Raw genomic sequence first — 15,424 nt, 5'->3', positions numbered from 1 at the left:
AGCCGCCGGGGCCGGCTCATCCGCCCGGCCGATCCTCCCCGGAAGCCCGCTCCAGCCAGCCTCCCGCCCGAATACCCGTGCCGGCGGCGGGGTGAACATGCGACCGCGTGCGGCCGTGCGCGACTGGCCCTACAATCGCCGGACGTCATAAGCAAATTACCCGGCGCGATAACGGCCGGTCATTGCCGGCGATGCGCGCCGGCTTTTTCCCAGACCACATCATGTTCACGAGACTGCGCGAAGACGTTGCAACGATTCGCGAGCGGGATCCCGCCGCTCGCAGTGCGTGGGAAGTGCTGACCTGTTATCCGGGGCTGCATGCGCTCGTGCTGCACCGTTTCGCGCACGCATGCTGGCGCGCGAAGCGTTACTGGCTCGCGCGGTTCGCGTCGCAGGCCGGCCGGTTCATGACGGGTATCGAGATCCATCCCGGCGCGACGATCGGCCGGCGCGTGTTCATCGATCACGGCATGGGTGTCGTGATCGGCGAGACGGCGATCATCGGCGACGACTGCACGATCTATCAGGGCGTGACGCTGGGCGGCACGTCGCTCACGCGCGGCGCGAAGCGCCACCCGACGCTCGAAGCCGGCGTGATCGTCGGCGCGGGCGCGAAGGTGCTTGGCGGTTTCACGGTCGGGGCGGGGGCGAAGATCGGCTCGAACGCGGTGGTCGTGAAGCCGGTGCCGGCAGGCGGCACGGCGGTCGGCAATCCGGCGCGCGTCGTGATGCCGGCGCAGCCGAAGCCGCAGCCCGAGCGCGCGGCATTCTGCGCGTACGGGATCACGCCGAACGCCGACGATCCGATGTCGCTCGCGATCCACGGGCTGATCGATCACGCGGCGAAGGAAAGCCGCCGTGTCGACGAAATCGTCGCCGCGCTCGAGCGGCTCGGCACGCATCTGGAAACGCTGCAGGGCGCCGATGCGGCGCGTCTCGACCTGCGCAGGCTGTCGGCGGTGCTGGAAGGAAAGACGGTCGAACGTCAGGTGTAACGCGACGGGCGCCGATGGCTGGCGGTTGTGCGAAGTACGGCGGCAGCCGCGGCGGCGTCAGTCGAGCGGCATCGGGTGGATGCCTTCCGCGTCGACGCGCAGGTAGCCGCCGCGCGGCGTGCCGTGATCGAGATCCCAGTCGGGCAGCACCCAGCGAATGCCGCCGGGTTCCGTGTGGCGGGCGGGGCGGTGCGTATGGCCGTGAATGATCACGCTCGCCCGGCTCTTCCGGAACAGTGCGGCCACACCTTCACGCGTGACATCGTAGATGGCCGAAGCAGGGCGCATCCGGCCTGCTTCGCTGTTCGAGCGCATGCGCTGCGCGAGCGCGCGGCGCCAGCGGAATGGCCACGCGAGGAACAGCCATTGCGCGACCCGGTTGCGCGCGAAGCGGCGGAACACCTGGTAGCCGCGGTCGGCCGTGCATTGCGCGTCGCCGTGCGCGAGCACGATGCGCTGGCCGAACGCCATGATCAGCGACGGGTCGTGCAGCAGCATCGCGCCGGCTGCCTTCATGAAGCGCCGGCCGAGCAGGAAATCGCGATTGCCGTGCATCACGTAGAGCGCGATCCCGCGCTCGGAGAACGTGTGCATCAACGCGGCCATGCGTGCGGCGAACGGATCGTCGTCGAGGATGTCGTCGCCGATCCAGTATTCGAACAGGTCGCCGAGAATGAACACCGAGTCGGCGCTGTCGGCGGTGTATTTCACGAAATGCTCGAACGCGGCGACCGTCTTCGGAATCGCTTCGCTCAGATGCAGATCGGAGAGAAACAGGAACGGGCGTGCGGCTTGCGCGTACTCGCGCTCGCCGGGCACGCCCGCGGAGACGCTTCGCGGCGGACTCTCCTGCAACATCGAAGTGTCTCCGTAACCGTGCGTCAGACCACGACGGCCTTTTCGATCACGACGTCGTCGGCCGGCACGTCCTGGTGGAAGCCGGCGTTGCCCGTCTTGACGCCCTTGATCTTGTCGACCACGTCCTGACCTTCGACGACCTTGCCGAACACAGCGTAGCCCCAGCCCTGCGGCGTCGGCGACGAGTGGTTCAGGAAGTCGTTGTCGTTCACGTTGATGAAGAACTGGGCGGTGGCCGAGTGCGGATCGTTCGTGCGCGCCATCGCAACCGTGTAGTTGTCGTTCTTCAGGCCGTTGTTCGCCTCGTTGTCGATCGGCGCGTCGGTCGGCTTTTGCTTCAGGCCCGGCTCGAAGCCGCCGCCCTGGATCATGAAGCCGTTGATCACGCGGTGGAACACGGTGCCGTCGTAGTGGCCCTTCTTCACGTAGTTCAGGAAGTTCTCGACCGTCTTCGGTGCCTTCGCGGCGTCGAGCTCGAGCTTGATCACGCCGTGGTTCGTATGCAGTTCAACCATGATGAATTCCTTCGGTGAGGCGGTTTAAATGGCACGCGGCCGGTCGTGCGACGCGGCCGCGTGTGGCGCCGGACGTGCCGGCAGGTTCTTACTTCGAGACGATGCTGGCCGATTCGATCACGATCGGTTGCGCCGGCACGTCCTGCATCGGGCCGCGCGAGGTCGTCGCCACGCCTTCGATCTTCTTCACGACGTCGAGGCCCGACACGACCTTGCCGAACACCGCATAGCCGTTGCCGTCCGGGTTCGGGTAGTCGAGGCCGCCGTTGTCGACCGTGTTGATGAAGAACTGCGCGGTGGCCGAATTCGGATCGCTCGTGCGCGCCATCGCGATCGTGCCCGTCAGGTTCTTCAGACCATTGCGGCTCTCCAGCGGGATCGGCGCGCGGGTCGGCTTCTCCTCGAAGTTGGTCTTGTAGCCGCCGCCCTGGATCATGAAGCCCTTGATCACGCGATGGAAGATCGTGCCGTTGTACTGGCCGGCCTTCACGTAATCGAGGAAGTTGGCGACCGACTTCGGCGCCTTCTCCGGGTAGAGCTCGACGCGGATGTCGCCCTGCGAGGTCTTCAGCTGCACGACGGGGTGCGCGGTAGCCGATTGCGCGAATGCGGGCGCGGTCGCGAGAAGGGCGGCGCCGCCAAGCGCCAGCAACAGACGTTTCATTGCGATCCTCAGGTTGGGAGGGAAGAAAGGCCGCGCCGCTTATTGCGACGGCGCGACGTATGGCGCAGCCAGTGCGCCCGACGGACCGTTGAACTGGAACGTCGGCGACATCGGCAGCGTGGTGGTGCCCACGTTCGCGGCTGCGCGGTCGGTGTAGGCGCGCGTGGCCGGCGTCACCGCGCGGGCGCTCGGCGCGGCCTTTGCCGGCGACACGATCTTCTGGAGATCGGCGAGACGCTGCGCGGTCGCGCCGCTCGTGCGGCCGAGCGATTGCGCGCGCTTGTACGATTCGGCCGCGAGCCGGAGGTAAAGATCGCCGAGGTTCTCGTACGCGAGCGAGTAGCCCGGGTTCGATTGCGTCGCGGTGACGAGCGCGGCGCGCGCTTCGTCGTAGCGGCCGTGCTTCGCGTAAAGCGCCGCAAGGTTGTTGTACGGCTCGGGCAGCTCGGGGTAGGCCTGCGTGATCGCGACGAACTGCTGGATCGCGTCGTCGTCGCGGTTCAGGCGGGCCAGCACGGTGCCGCGCTTGAACTGCGCCTGCACGTCGTGCGGGTTCGACGCGATGCGCGCGTCGAGCTGCGCAAGTGCCTGTTTCCACTGCTTGCCGGCGATCGACGCATCGACCTCGGGGGTGCCGTCGGCCACGGGCGGGGCCTTCTGCGCATGCGCCGCGGGGGCCGCGAAAAGCGTCAGCGCGACGCCCATGACGGTGGTCGCAACGAGGGTCGCAGCGCTCTGCGCGCGGCCGCGATGAGGTTTCATAGGCCTAAATCGGAATGTTATACTCCGAGCCATTCTAACAAAACGTCTGCGCGTTCCGGCGAGCGTCAGACAGTCTTTCTTAGCCTCTGTGGCCGTCACCGCTGTGCTTGCAGCCTGACCGCCCCATGTGATACGAGGACGCTCGGCCTGGCGCCGCAGCAGATGGTCCGTCCGTGTCGCATGCTGGGCGAGCTTCGCCAGGGCGGTTTCCTTCGGCTCACGGTTCATCTCTATGGAATCACTGCGCATCTACAACACGCTCGCGCGTGACAAGCAAGTTTTCGTGCCGCGCCAGTCCGGCGAAGTGCGGATGTACGTATGCGGGATCACCGTCTACGACTATTGTCACGTGGGCCACGCGCGCATGCTGGTCGTGTTCGACCTCGTCCAGCGCTGGTTGCGTGCGATCGGCTACCGGGTCACGTATGTGCGCAACATCACCGACATCGACGACAAGATCATCCGCCGCGCGGTCGAGAACGGCGAGACGATCCGGTCGCTGACCGACCGGTTCATCGGCGCGATGCACGAGGACGAAAGTGCGCTCGGCATCCAGCGGCCCGACATCGAGCCGCGCGCGACACAGTTCATCCCGCAGATGCTCGGCATGATCGAGACGCTCGAGACGAACGGCTACGCGTACCAGGCGACCGACGGCGACGTCAATTACTCGGTGCGCAAGTTCACGAACTACGGGAAGCTGTCGGGCAAGTCGCTCGACGATCTCCGCGCGGGCGAGCGCGTCGCCGCGAACGACGCGAAGGAAGATCCGCTCGATTTCGTGCTGTGGAAGCGTGCGAAGCCGGAAGATCCTGAGGGCGCGTCGTGGGCGTCGAAGTACGGGACGGGCCGCCCGGGCTGGCACATCGAGTGCTCGGCGATGGGCTGCTCGCTGCTCGGCAATCATTTCGACATCCACGGCGGCGGGCAGGATCTGCAATTCCCGCACCACGAGAACGAGATCGCGCAGAGCGAAGGCGCGACCGGCGAGACGTTCGTCAATTACTGGATGCACAACGGCTTCGTGCAGGTCGACAACGAGAAGATGTCGAAATCGCTCGGCAACTTCTTCACGATCCGCGAAGTGCTGGAGCGCTACGACGCGGAAGTCATGCGTTTCTTCATCGTGCGCACGCACTACCGGTCGCCGCTCAATTACAGCGACGTGCATCTCGACGATGCACGTGCCTCGCTCACGCGTCTGTACACGGCGCTGAAGGATGTCGAAGCCGATACGCTCGCGCTCGACTGGAACGAGCCGCACGCGCAGCGTTTCGCGGCCGCGATGAACGACGACTTCAACACGCCGGTTGCAGTGGCGACGCTGTTCGAACTCGCGGGCGAGGTGAATCGCACGCGCGACGCGTCGCTCGCACGGCAGCTGAAACAGCTGGCGGGCCTGCTCGGCCTGCTGGGCCGCGAACCGCGCGCGTTCCTGCAGCAGGCGTCCGGCGCCGCGCAGGCGGGCGGGCTCGCTGCCGACGAGATCGAAGCGAAGATCGCCGCGCGCGTCGCGGCGAAGCAAGCGAAGGACTATGCCGAAGCGGACCGGATCCGGGCGGAACTGCTCGAAGCCGGCATCGCACTTGAAGACAAACCGGGCGGATCGACCGAATGGCGTCGCGTATGAGCGCGGTGCGTTCCACTGACCGATCCGTCAGGTAGGAGGCAAGATGGCAACGGCCAGAAAAGCGCCGGTCAGGCGCGCGACCCCGGTCGCCGCGCGTCCGGCAGCCAAGCGCGTGCCGGCGGCGAAGGCGGACGCGACGCGCGCCGTGCCGAACGGCGCGCTGAACGGTCATGCGCAGCCGGCGGCTGCGTTGCCGGCCGCCGACGCGGCCCGCAAGACACGTGCGTCCGAAGCGGACGGCGAGGAGGTCGTCGTGCGTCCTGCATACTGGGACAAGGCATGCGCCGACCTCGTCAAGCGCGACCGCATCCTGAAGAAACTGATTCCGAAGTTCGGTCCCGCGCATCTCGTGAAGCGCGGCGACCCGTTCGTCACGCTGGCACGCTCGGTCGTCGGCCAGCAGATTTCGGTGCCGTCCGCCCAGTCGCTGTGGGCGCGCATCGAGGACGCCTGTCCGAAGCTCGCACCGCAGCCGGTGATCCGGCTCGGCGCGGACAAGCTGATCGCGTGCGGGCTGTCGAAACGCAAGACGGAATACATCCTCGATCTTGCGCAGCATTTCGTATCGGGGGCGCTGCACGTCGACAAATGGACGTCGATGGACGACGAGGACGTGATCGCGGAACTCACGCAGATCCGCGGCATCAGCCGCTGGACGGCCGAGATGTTCCTGATCTTCAACCTGTCGCGGCCGGACGTGCTGCCGCTCGACGATCCGGGCCTGATCCGCGCGATCAGCGTCAATTATTTCAGCGGGGAACCCGTCACGCGCAGCGAGGCGCGGGAAGTCGCAGCCAACTGGGAGCCGTGGCGCACCGTCGCGACCTGGTACATGTGGCGCAGCCTCGACGCGCCTGACACCGGCGCCTGAGCGTCGGCTATCGGGTTTTAAACATCAATAGTTGAGAGCTGGTTTTGAGCGTCGCTCGCGCGGGTAGAATACGCGCTGCCGCAAGACCCAAGGATTCGAACACATGAAGACCACGTTTCTGGATTTCGAACAGCCGATCGCCGAACTCGAGGCCAAGATCGAAGAGCTGCGATTCGTGCAGGACGACTCGGCTGTCGATATTTCGGAAGAAATCGAGCGGCTGTCGAAGAAAAGCCAGCAACTGACGAAAGACCTCTACGCGAACCTGTCGCCGTGGCAGGTTTCGCAGATCGCGCGGCACCCGCAGCGTCCGTACACGCTCGATTACGTCGCGGAACTGTTTACCGATTTTCACGAGCTGCACGGCGACCGCGCGTTCGCGGACGACCTGTCGATCGTCGGCGGCCTCGCGCGCTTCGGCGGTCATCCGTGCATGGTGATCGGTCACCAGAAGGGCCGCGACACGAAGGAGCGCGCCGCGCGCAACTTCGGGATGCCGCGTCCGGAAGGCTATCGCAAGGCCGAGCGCCTGATGCGTCTCGCCGAGAAGTTCGGGCTGCCGATCTTCACGTTCGTCGACACGCCGGGCGCGTACCCGGGCATCGGCGCGGAAGAGCGCGGCCAGTCGGAAGCGATCGGCCGCAACCTGTACGTGATGGCCGAGCTGAAGACGCCGATCATCACGACCGTGATCGGCGAGGGCGGTTCGGGCGGCGCGCTGGCGATCGCCGTGGCCGACACCGTGATGATGCTGCAGTTCTCGACCTATTCGGTGATCTCGCCGGAAGGCTGCGCGTCGATCCTGTGGAAGAGCGCGGCGAAGGCGCCGGAAGCCGCGGAAGCGCTGGGCCTGACCGCGCACCGCCTGAAGGCGCTCGGCCTGATCGACAAGATCATCAACGAGCCGCTCGGCGGCGCGCATCGCGATCCGAAGGGCATGGCCGCGCTGCTGCGCCGTGCGCTCGCCGATTCGCTGCGCCAGTTCCAGGGCATGAGCATCGATGCCGTGCGTGAGCGCCGCTTCGAGCGCTTGATGGCCTACGGCAAGTTCAAGGAAACCACGCCCGGCGCATGACCGGCTGCGTATTCAATTCGCGCGCCGCTGCGCGCGCGTGCCTCTCGTGATCCCGCCGACCGAATTCTCCGCCGACCGCGTCGTCCTCGACGCGGTCGGCGTTGCGCTTTCCGGCCTGCCGCCGGATGCGTGCATTGCGATTGCCTACAGCGGCGGCCTCGATTCGACGGTGCTGCTCGATGCGGCCGTGCGTGTCGCGGGCGCTGCGCGTTGCGTCGCGCTGCACGTGCATCACGGCCTGAGCGCGAACGCCGACGCGTGGCTCGCGCATGCCGAAGCGGAAGCGGCGCGGCTCGGTGTCGCATTCGAATCGAGGCGCGTCGACGTGCCGCGCGACAGCGGTCTCGGTATCGAGGCAACCGCGCGCGAGCGTCGTTATGCGGCGCTCGATGCGATGTGCGAACGCCATGGCGCGAACACGCTGTGGCTCGCGCAGCACGCGGACGATCAGGCCGAGACCGTGCTGCTTCAATTGCTGCGCGGGGCGGGCATCGCCGGACTCGCCGCGATGGCGCCACGCTATCGCCCCGACGGCGTGAGCGTCGAGCGCGTCCGTCCGTTGCTGCGATTGTTGCGCGCACAACTTGAGCGCTATGCGGAGCAGCACGCGCTCGTGTGGATCGACGACGAATCGAACGGCGATACGCGTTATGCGCGCAATGCGCTGCGGATCGACGTGCTGCCCGCGCTGGCCGTGCATTTCCCGGGTTTTCGCGACGCGCTCGGCCGCGCGGCCCAGCATGCGGCCGCCGCACAGCGGCTGCTCGACGATCTGGCCGAACTGGATTTCGCCGCCGCCGCGCGCGATGACGGGCATGCGCTGTCGCGCGACGCGCTGGTCGCGTTCGACGACACGCGCGGTGCGAACCTGCTGCGTTTCTGGATGCGCCGGCTGGGCTTGCCGGGCGCGTCGGCCGCCCGGCTCGCCAATATGATGCGACAGCTGCGTGCCGCGCATGACGCACACGCGCTGCGCGTCGATCATGCGGGGCAGTGCCTGCGGCTCTATCGCGATGTCGTCTACTGGGAAGCGGGCGACAGCAGCGAACCGGCCGACGACGGCACGGGCGCGCCGCACCCGGAAGCGGTGCTCGCGTGGGGCGGACAGGAAGTCTGGCACCTGCCGGGCTGGCGCGGCACGTTCGTGTTCGCGCCAGCCGACGCGCACGGCGCCGATGCGGTGCCGGAGGCGTTGCTGCGCGGGGCGCGGCTCGCGGCGCGCACCCGTGCCGGCGGCGAACGGATGCGTACGTCGCCGGGCGGGCCGGGCCGGACGCTGAAGAATCTGTTCCAGGAACGCGGCGTGCCGGCCTGGCAGCGCGACGTGCCGCTCTTGTTCGCGGGCGACCGGCTGATCTACGTGCCGCGGCTCGGCATCAATTGCGATGTCGGCCCGCTGGACAGTGACGCGCCGGGCGACACCGGATGGCGCCGGATCGAATGGCGTCCCGACCTGCTGATCGCATAGCGGCGGACTGGCTTCCGGCGGCGCGATGGCGCGCCCATTTTCACCATTTGGTAAACAGCGCCGGAACGGCTGCCAACACGGCGAGCGGCTTGTCAAGCGGGCTTCTATCGGGTACGCTCGGTCGTTTGCTCGGCTCGATTTTTGAGCGTTTTGTGCAGGTTTTCCGCGTGACGTACCCGGTTTGCGCGGCCTGATCGGCCTTCCGGGCAAAATCCGTCACGCTTGCGTGTTGCGTCCCAGCCGTCCCCCTCGTCGTCCGTCCACAGCCACAAGCCGCGTGACCGAACGGCTACCCGGCCTGCCCAGCGCGCCCGTGCGGTTTCTCCTTCAGTTCAGAACGACAATGGCACTCATCGTACACAAATACGGCGGCACTTCGATGGGCTCGGTCGAGCGCATCAAGAACGTCGCGAAACGCGTCGCAAAATGGCATCAGGCCGGGCACCAGATGGTGGTCGTGCCTTCGGCGATGTCCGGCGAAACCAACCGTCTGCTCGGTCTCGCGAAAGAGATTTCGAGCCAGCCGAGCCCGCGTGAGCTCGACATGATCGCGTCGACCGGCGAGCAGGTCAGCGTCGGCCTGCTGTCGATCGCGTTGCAGGAAATCGGCGTCGAGGCCGTGAGCTATGCCGGCTGGCAAGTGCCGATCAAGACCGACAGCGCTTTCACGAAGGCGCGCATTCACTCGATCGACGACGAGCGCGTGAAGGCCGATCTGGATGCCGGCAAGGTCGTGATCATCACGGGCTTCCAGGGCGTCGATCCGGATGGCCACATCACGACGCTGGGCCGTGGCGGCTCCGATACGTCGGCGGTGGCGGTCGCGGCTGCGCTGGATGCCGAAGAGTGCCTGATCTACACGGACGTCGACGGCGTCTACACGACCGATCCGCGCGTCGTCGAAGAGGCCCGCCGCCTCGATCGCGTGACGTTCGAAGAGATGCTGGAAATGGCCAGCCTCGGCTCGAAGGTCCTGCAGATCCGCTCGGTCGAATTCGCCGGCAAATACCAGGTGAAGACGCGTGTGCTGTCGAGCCTGACCGATCCGCTGATTCCGCTCGACGAAGAAATGCGCTCGGGCACCCTGATTACTTTTGAAGAAGACGAGACCATGGAAAAGGCAGTCATTTCCGGCATCGCGTTCCAGCGCGACGAAGCACGCATTGCGGTGATGGGCGTGCCCGACAAGCCGGGCATCGCATATCAGATCCTCGGTCCGGTCGCCGACGCGAACGTCGACGTCGACATGATCATCCAGAACCAGAGCGTCGAAGGCAAAACCGACTTCACGTTCACGGTCGGCCGCGGCGACTACCAGCGTGCGATGGACATCCTCACGAACCAGGTGCAGGGCCATGTGAGCGCCGAGCGCGTGCAGGGCGACCCGAAGGTGTCGAAGGTATCGGTCGTCGGCGTCGGCATGCGTTCGCACGTGGGCGTCGCGAGCAAGATGTTCCGCACGCTGTCGGAAGAGGGCATCAACATCCAGATGATCTCGACGTCCGAAATCAAGATTTCGGTGCTGATCGACGAGAAATACATGGAGCTGGCCGTCCGCGCGCTGCACAAGGCATTCGAACTCGACCAGGCATCGTGAATTTTTCGTGATGCATTGAAGAAAATGCATCAAGGAAATTGACCAACGGCTCCAAACCCTATATGATCTTGTTCTCGTCGCACTGCCTCCCTGGTGCGAGCGAAGGTTTGGGAGACGTGGCCGAGAGGTCGAAGGCACTCCCCTGCTAAGGGAGCATCTGGGCCAAAACCTGGATCGAGGGTTCGAATCCCTCCGTCTCCGCCAAAAGCGGTGACAAAGCCCCGCAAGTTCTCGGACTTGCGGGGCTTTTTCTTTTGCGGGCCCATTTCGCGCCGTGTCGCGCGCGACAGGTTCGATGCTGCCGGATCGCATCCTCGTGCGGCCTTCGTCGTGCCCCCTCGGGCAATGAATGCTCGACTTGAGCACCTGTCATGCGCTACATATCGCGTATCGTCTGGCGCAACTCAAGGTGATGCTCTTGGCAAGCCCGCATGCCGTTCTGACCTTCCTCTCCCATCGGCCTGTCGACGGACTCGTCGACAACCACGCGCGTTACGCACAGCTGCACGGCTATCGGCACGCGATCGTCGACGGCATGCACGTGTACGGCGAGCGCCAGCAGATCCTGTACAAGTACCACGCGATCATCGCGCAGCTCGTCGCGATGGAGCAGGGGGCATTGCTGCTCGTGCTCGATCCGTTCTCCGTCGTGTTCGATCCGCACGTGCTGCCGGATGTCGCGCACGGATACGATGCCATCGTCACGACGCAGGCGACGAAATCGGCACTGCCCGCCGCAAGCGGAATGATCTTCCGCAACGTGCCCGACGTGCGCGAGCGCTTGCGGAGGCTGGCGGTCGAACTGGGCAAGTGGGCGATGCACCTTCCGGAGCGGCAGCATGCGTGCGAGGCGACGCTGCTTGCGGCGTTCTTTCCGCCGCTGCCGTTCGATGCGCCGCTTGCGAACGGTCATTTCGCGTCGGCCCAGACGGTCTGGAGCGACGGTATCTCGATCGATTCGATTGCCGGTGCGCGGCCGCTCGTCGCGCACCAGGCGCCCGAGTGGCGCGAGGTGAACGGGGCCTGGGCGCCGGCGGCCGATTACGACTTCCGTTACGTGGCAGCGCTCGTCGACGATGCCGGACGGTACCAGCGCGGCGACCATCCGCACGCCATGGACGAGTGGCGCGCCGCGCAGCAGCGAACACGCGAACCGGAGCGGCATGTGAATCCGCAGGCGCGTATTGCGTTCGTGAGCCTGCATACGCCGCATATTGCCGGCTACGGCGACCTGCACGAAGAGAACTTCGTGCGCTACTGCACACGGCATGGCTATGCGTATCACACGTATCGCGAGGCGCCTGCATTCCTGCCGGACGGCATCGGTGCGAACTGGGCGAAGCTGCATCTGATTCGCGAACATCTGCCGCATCATGCGTTCGTGTTCTGGGTCGATGCGGACATCCTGGCAATCGACCAGAGCCAGACCGTCGACAGTACGATCGACGGCCGCGACTTCGTGATCGGCACCGATCACACGGCCTGGGCGATCAACTCGTGCATGATCGGCGTGCGCAACGTGGCGCCGATGCGCGAACTGGTCGAGCGCATCTGCGCACGCATCGAGCGTTTCGACGATCGTTCGTCGGTCTACGCGAGCGGCGGCGACCAGCAGGCGATCTATGTGGAGCTGCTCGAGTCCGGCATGATCGATGCGCGCCATATCGTCGATGCGACGACGCTCGCGTCATCGCCGGTTTATGCAACGCGCGACAGCCGCTTCGTTCATTTCCCCGCCCAACACGATCACTATCGTGCGGTGACGATGCGCGTCTGGGACCGGCTGAGTCATCAGCGCTGACGGCCGGGAGCGTGAAGGATGCGATGCCCGCTACGACGCCGGGCGGGTAGGGGGCATTCACCCGGCCTGTATCGCATCGGCGATGTGAAATACAAATGTAAGTATTGTTGTAAGGAAAACTGAGGTGCAGGATCAACGCCCTGCGCGATCCAGATAATCCTGTTCCGGCCCTTCGGAATGACGCGTTGACGCCAAAAATGCGGCATTGCGTCGTTTTTCGCGATTTGCCATGACGCGCAATACAAAAAATTACTCAATAAAATCAGTGTTGTGCGTCGGTGTGGAAAATTGACGCTCTGCTGCGCTGCAGAAAATAATCAATCGCCTTATGCTGGTTAACCCGATCGCGTTTGAGCGGCATCAAGTTTTTCCGTGATGTCGCTTTACATTTTGCCAACACTGGCGATTCACGAAATCTACCTGTCGATTTGATTTCGTTCCTTTCGTCTCGCCTGTCACCGATGCAGTGCGCGACCTCCTCAAGGCCTTGTTGACATGCATGATTTCCCCTTCCTGAGCCTGGCCATCTGGGCTCCGATCCTGTTCGGCGCGTGCCTGCTGCGTGCCGGTTCCGACCATCACCCGCGCCGGACGCGGCTGATCGCGCTCGCGGGCGCGATCGTGGGGCTCGCGGCCGTCGTTCCGCTGGTTGCGGGCTTCGACACGCATTCGGCGGCGATGCAGTTCGTCGAAAGCCGCGACTGGCTGGCGGCGTTCAATTCCGGATGGCGGGTCGGCATCGACGGTGCGTCGCTGTGGCTCGTCGTGCTGACCGCCTTCACGACGCTCGTGGTGGTGATCGCGTCGTGGGAGTCGGTCACGGTGCGCGTCGCGCAGTACTACGCGTCGTTCCTGATCCTGTCGGGGCTGATGGTCGGCGTGTTCGTCGCGCAGGACGGGCTGCTGTTCTTCATCTTCTTCGAGGCGACGCTGATCCCGCTGTACTTGCTGATCGGCACGTGGGGGCGCGAGCGTCGCGTTTATGCGGCCGTGAAGTTCTTTTTCATCTCGTTCGCCGGCTCGCTGTTGCTGCTGATGGCAATGCTGTACCTGTACGCGCAGTCGCATACGTTCGACATGGCCGTGTGGCGCACGCTGCAGCTCGGTTTCGCGCCGCAGCTGCTGGTGTTCCTCGGGTTCTTCGCCGCGTTCGCGGTCAAGGTGCCGATGTGGCCGGTCCATACGTGGTTGAGCGACGTCTACACCGACGGCCCGACCGGTGCCGCGCTGATGCTCGCGATGCTCAAGCTCGGCGGCTACGGGTTCCTGCGCTTCGCGCTGCCGGTCACGCCCGATGCAAGCCACTTCTTCGCGCCGGCGGTGATCGCGCTGTCGCTGTTCGCGATCGTCTATGCGAGCCTGATCGCGCTCGCGCAGACCGATCTCGGCAAGCTGCTCGCGTACTCGACGGTCGCGCACATGGGGATCGTCACGCTCGGGCTGTTCCTGTTCAACCGGATCGGCGTCGAAGGCGCGATCGTGCAGCTCGTGTCGTACGGCTTCGTCGCGGGCGCGATGCTGCTGTGCGTAAACGTGCTCGCGGATCGCACGAAGCAGCGCGAGATCGCCGCATACGGCGGTGTGGCGGGCGTGATGCCGCGCTTCGCGACCTTCACGGTGCTGTTCGCGATGGCCAACGTCGGCCTGCCGGGCACGTCGGGCTTCGTCGGCGAGTTCATGGTCATCATGGGCGCGATCCGCTTCAACTTCTGGATCGGCGCGATCGCGGCGCTCACGCTGATCCTCAGCGCGTCGTACACGCTGTGGATGCTCAAGCGCGTCGTGTTCGGCAAGGTCGCGAGCCAGCGGATCGCAAAGCTCGCCGACCTGAATCGTCGCGAGATCGTGATGTTCGCGTCGCTTGCGCTGATCGTGCTGGCAATCGGCATCGATCCGAAACCGTTCACCGACGCGATCGATCCGACCGTCGGCAAGCTGATCGAGGAAGCGAGCCATTCGAAGGTGCCGGCAGGGGATGGTGCCGGGCCGGTGCCGTCGTACATGGCGTCGACGCACGACTGATCGCGGCACGCCGGTCCGCGCAAGCGGGCTGCATCGCACGGCGATGCGGCCCGTTGCGCACGCATCGATCGAGGTCCGGCACGGCGCGTGCCGGGCCCGCTTCCGGCTGCGTGAAATTGCCCCGCGACAATGTGACTCACGGCAGATTTTGCAATGATGATTTGCCGCATCCACCGGTTTTTCATCGCACTCGCGCGACGTATGATTCGGCCACTTTCGTGGATCGAATGCGCATCGGGCATACGCAAACGGATTCAATGACCCTCGGGCTGTGTGATGAAAAGAAGAGCTTCAAGAGGCTGGTCGGCGCTGATGTCAATCGGCGCGGCTTTGAGCCTGTCAGGCTGTAATTTAGATGTACTAAATCCGAAAGGTAGCGTGGGTGCCGCCGAAAAGGCGCTGATCGCGACGTCCACCTGGGCGATGCTGATCGTCGTCGTGCCGGTGATCCTGCTGACGCTGTGGTTTGCGTGGCGTTACCGCGCATCGAACCGCAACGCCACCTACGCGCCGAACTGGTCGCACTCGACCGCGATCGAGGTCGTGATCTGGACGGTGCCGACGCTGATCATCCTGTTCCTCGGCGTGCTCACGTGGAAGACCACGCACGAGCTCGACCCGTACAAGCCGCTCGAGTCGTCGGTGAAGCCGATCGACGTCGAGGTGGTCGCACTCGACTGGAAGTGGCTGTTCATCTATCCGGAACTCGGCATCGCGTCGGTGAACCAGCTCGCGATCCCGGTGGGCACGCCGGTGAACTTCCACATCACGTCGGATTCGGTGATGAACTCGTTCTTCATCCCGCAGCTCGGCGGCCAGGTCTACGCGATGGCCGGCATGCAGACGCGCCTGCACCTGATCGCCGACGAACCCGGCAACTACGCGGGCACGTCCGCCAACTTCAGCGGCCGCGGCTTCTCCGACATGAAATTCCGCACGCTCGCCGAGCCGCGCGAACAGTTCGATGCATGGGTGCAGAAGGTGAAGGCGTCGCCGGACCGGCTCGACGCGACCGTGTACGGCAACGTCGCGCAGCCGAGCGAGAAGGCGCCGGTGCGCTACTTCTCGTCGGTCGATCCGCGGCTCTTCCACAACATCATCGCGAAATACAACGATGGCCACGTCCTCGACCTGAAGGACGCCGCCTGCGGCACGAAGGGGTAACG

General features: G+C 65.3%; 13 protein-coding genes, 1 tRNA gene and 1 pseudogene. 10 read left to right on the top strand and 5 right to left on the bottom strand.

Features of this window, described 5'->3' with window-relative positions; all coding sequences use genetic code 11:
* Positions 1-191 precede the first annotated feature (191 nt).
* The gene (cysE, locus tag OHZ10_RS11240; protein WP_059233795.1) at positions 192-995 is read left to right on the top strand and encodes a serine O-acetyltransferase; all 804 of its coding nucleotides are present in this window, start codon (positions 192-194) and stop codon (positions 993-995) included.
* Between the two features lie 57 nt (positions 996-1,052).
* Here cysE and OHZ10_RS11235 read toward each other — a convergent pair whose 3' ends face one another.
* The 4 genes from OHZ10_RS11235 to OHZ10_RS11220 form a co-directional block, all read right to left on the bottom strand.
* Positions 1,053-1,853 (bottom strand): UDP-2,3-diacylglucosamine diphosphatase, encoded by an 801-nt coding sequence (locus OHZ10_RS11235; RefSeq protein ID WP_059233796.1) that lies wholly within the window; start codon positions 1,851-1,853, stop codon positions 1,053-1,055.
* A 23-nt stretch (positions 1,854-1,876) separates the two neighbouring features.
* Positions 1,877-2,368 (bottom strand): peptidylprolyl isomerase, encoded by a 492-nt coding sequence (locus tag OHZ10_RS11230; protein WP_011352518.1) that lies wholly within the window; start codon positions 2,366-2,368, stop codon positions 1,877-1,879.
* Positions 2,369-2,456: 88 nt separating this feature from the next.
* Positions 2,457-3,032: a peptidylprolyl isomerase gene (locus tag OHZ10_RS11225; RefSeq protein ID WP_059233797.1), complete on the bottom strand. Its 576-nt coding sequence runs from the start codon at positions 3,030-3,032 to the stop codon at positions 2,457-2,459.
* 39 nt (positions 3,033-3,071) lie between these two features.
* Positions 3,072-3,794, bottom strand: coding sequence for a tetratricopeptide repeat protein (locus OHZ10_RS11220; protein ID WP_342702463.1), 723 nt, complete (start codon positions 3,792-3,794; stop codon positions 3,072-3,074).
* A 232-nt stretch (positions 3,795-4,026) separates the two neighbouring features.
* On the opposite strand from OHZ10_RS11220, the gene cysS reads away from it, so the two are divergent.
* The 4 genes from cysS (at position 4,027) to tilS (ending at position 8,838) form a co-directional block, all read left to right on the top strand.
* Positions 4,027-5,424, top strand: coding sequence for a cysteine--tRNA ligase (gene cysS, locus OHZ10_RS11215; protein WP_059233799.1), 1,398 nt, complete (start codon positions 4,027-4,029; stop codon positions 5,422-5,424).
* 43 nt (positions 5,425-5,467) lie between these two features.
* A complete protein-coding gene (locus OHZ10_RS11210; RefSeq protein WP_059233800.1) occupies positions 5,468-6,295 on the top strand; it encodes a DNA-3-methyladenine glycosylase family protein in 828 nt (275 codons plus the stop codon).
* 103 nt (positions 6,296-6,398) lie between these two features.
* Positions 6,399-7,370, top strand: coding sequence for an acetyl-CoA carboxylase carboxyltransferase subunit alpha (locus tag OHZ10_RS11205; protein ID WP_048248707.1), 972 nt, complete (start codon positions 6,399-6,401; stop codon positions 7,368-7,370).
* 46 nt (positions 7,371-7,416) lie between these two features.
* The gene (tilS, locus tag OHZ10_RS11200) at positions 7,417-8,838 is read left to right on the top strand and encodes a tRNA lysidine(34) synthetase TilS (protein WP_342704406.1); all 1,422 of its coding nucleotides are present in this window, start codon (positions 7,417-7,419) and stop codon (positions 8,836-8,838) included.
* Positions 8,839-8,961: 123 nt separating this feature from the next.
* On the opposite strand, the pseudogene OHZ10_RS38625 reads toward tilS, so the two are convergent.
* A pseudogene (locus OHZ10_RS38625) lies at positions 8,962-9,199 on the bottom strand (hypothetical protein); the annotation flags it as partial.
* Here OHZ10_RS38625 and OHZ10_RS11195 point away from each other — a divergent pair.
* From OHZ10_RS11195 to cyoA, 5 genes are all read left to right on the top strand, one after another.
* Positions 9,182-10,435, top strand: coding sequence for an aspartate kinase (locus OHZ10_RS11195; protein WP_059233802.1), 1,254 nt, complete (start codon positions 9,182-9,184; stop codon positions 10,433-10,435). The pseudogene OHZ10_RS38625 and the gene OHZ10_RS11195 overlap by 18 nt on opposite strands.
* 110 nt (positions 10,436-10,545) lie before the next feature.
* A tRNA-Ser gene (locus tag OHZ10_RS11190) sits at positions 10,546-10,639 on the top strand.
* 208 nt (positions 10,640-10,847) lie between these two features.
* Positions 10,848-12,236, top strand: a complete 1,389-nt coding sequence (locus tag OHZ10_RS11185; RefSeq protein WP_342704405.1) for a hypothetical protein — start codon at positions 10,848-10,850, stop codon at positions 12,234-12,236.
* A gap of 495 nt (positions 12,237-12,731) precedes the next feature.
* Positions 12,732-14,258: a complex I subunit 4 family protein gene (locus tag OHZ10_RS11180; protein ID WP_059233803.1), complete on the top strand. Its 1,527-nt coding sequence runs from the start codon at positions 12,732-12,734 to the stop codon at positions 14,256-14,258.
* 276 nt (positions 14,259-14,534) lie between these two features.
* Complete coding sequence (gene cyoA, locus OHZ10_RS11175) at positions 14,535-15,422, top strand: ubiquinol oxidase subunit II (protein ID WP_059233805.1); 888 nt, start codon at positions 14,535-14,537, stop codon at positions 15,420-15,422.
* Positions 15,423-15,424 lie beyond the last annotated feature (2 nt).

The organism is Burkholderia arboris, assembly GCF_038723655.1.
Classification (GTDB): Bacteria; Pseudomonadota; Gammaproteobacteria; order Burkholderiales; family Burkholderiaceae; genus Burkholderia; species Burkholderia arboris.
The sequence above is the reverse complement of the archived record's forward strand: the minus strand, read 5'-3'. Positions and strand labels throughout refer to the sequence as shown.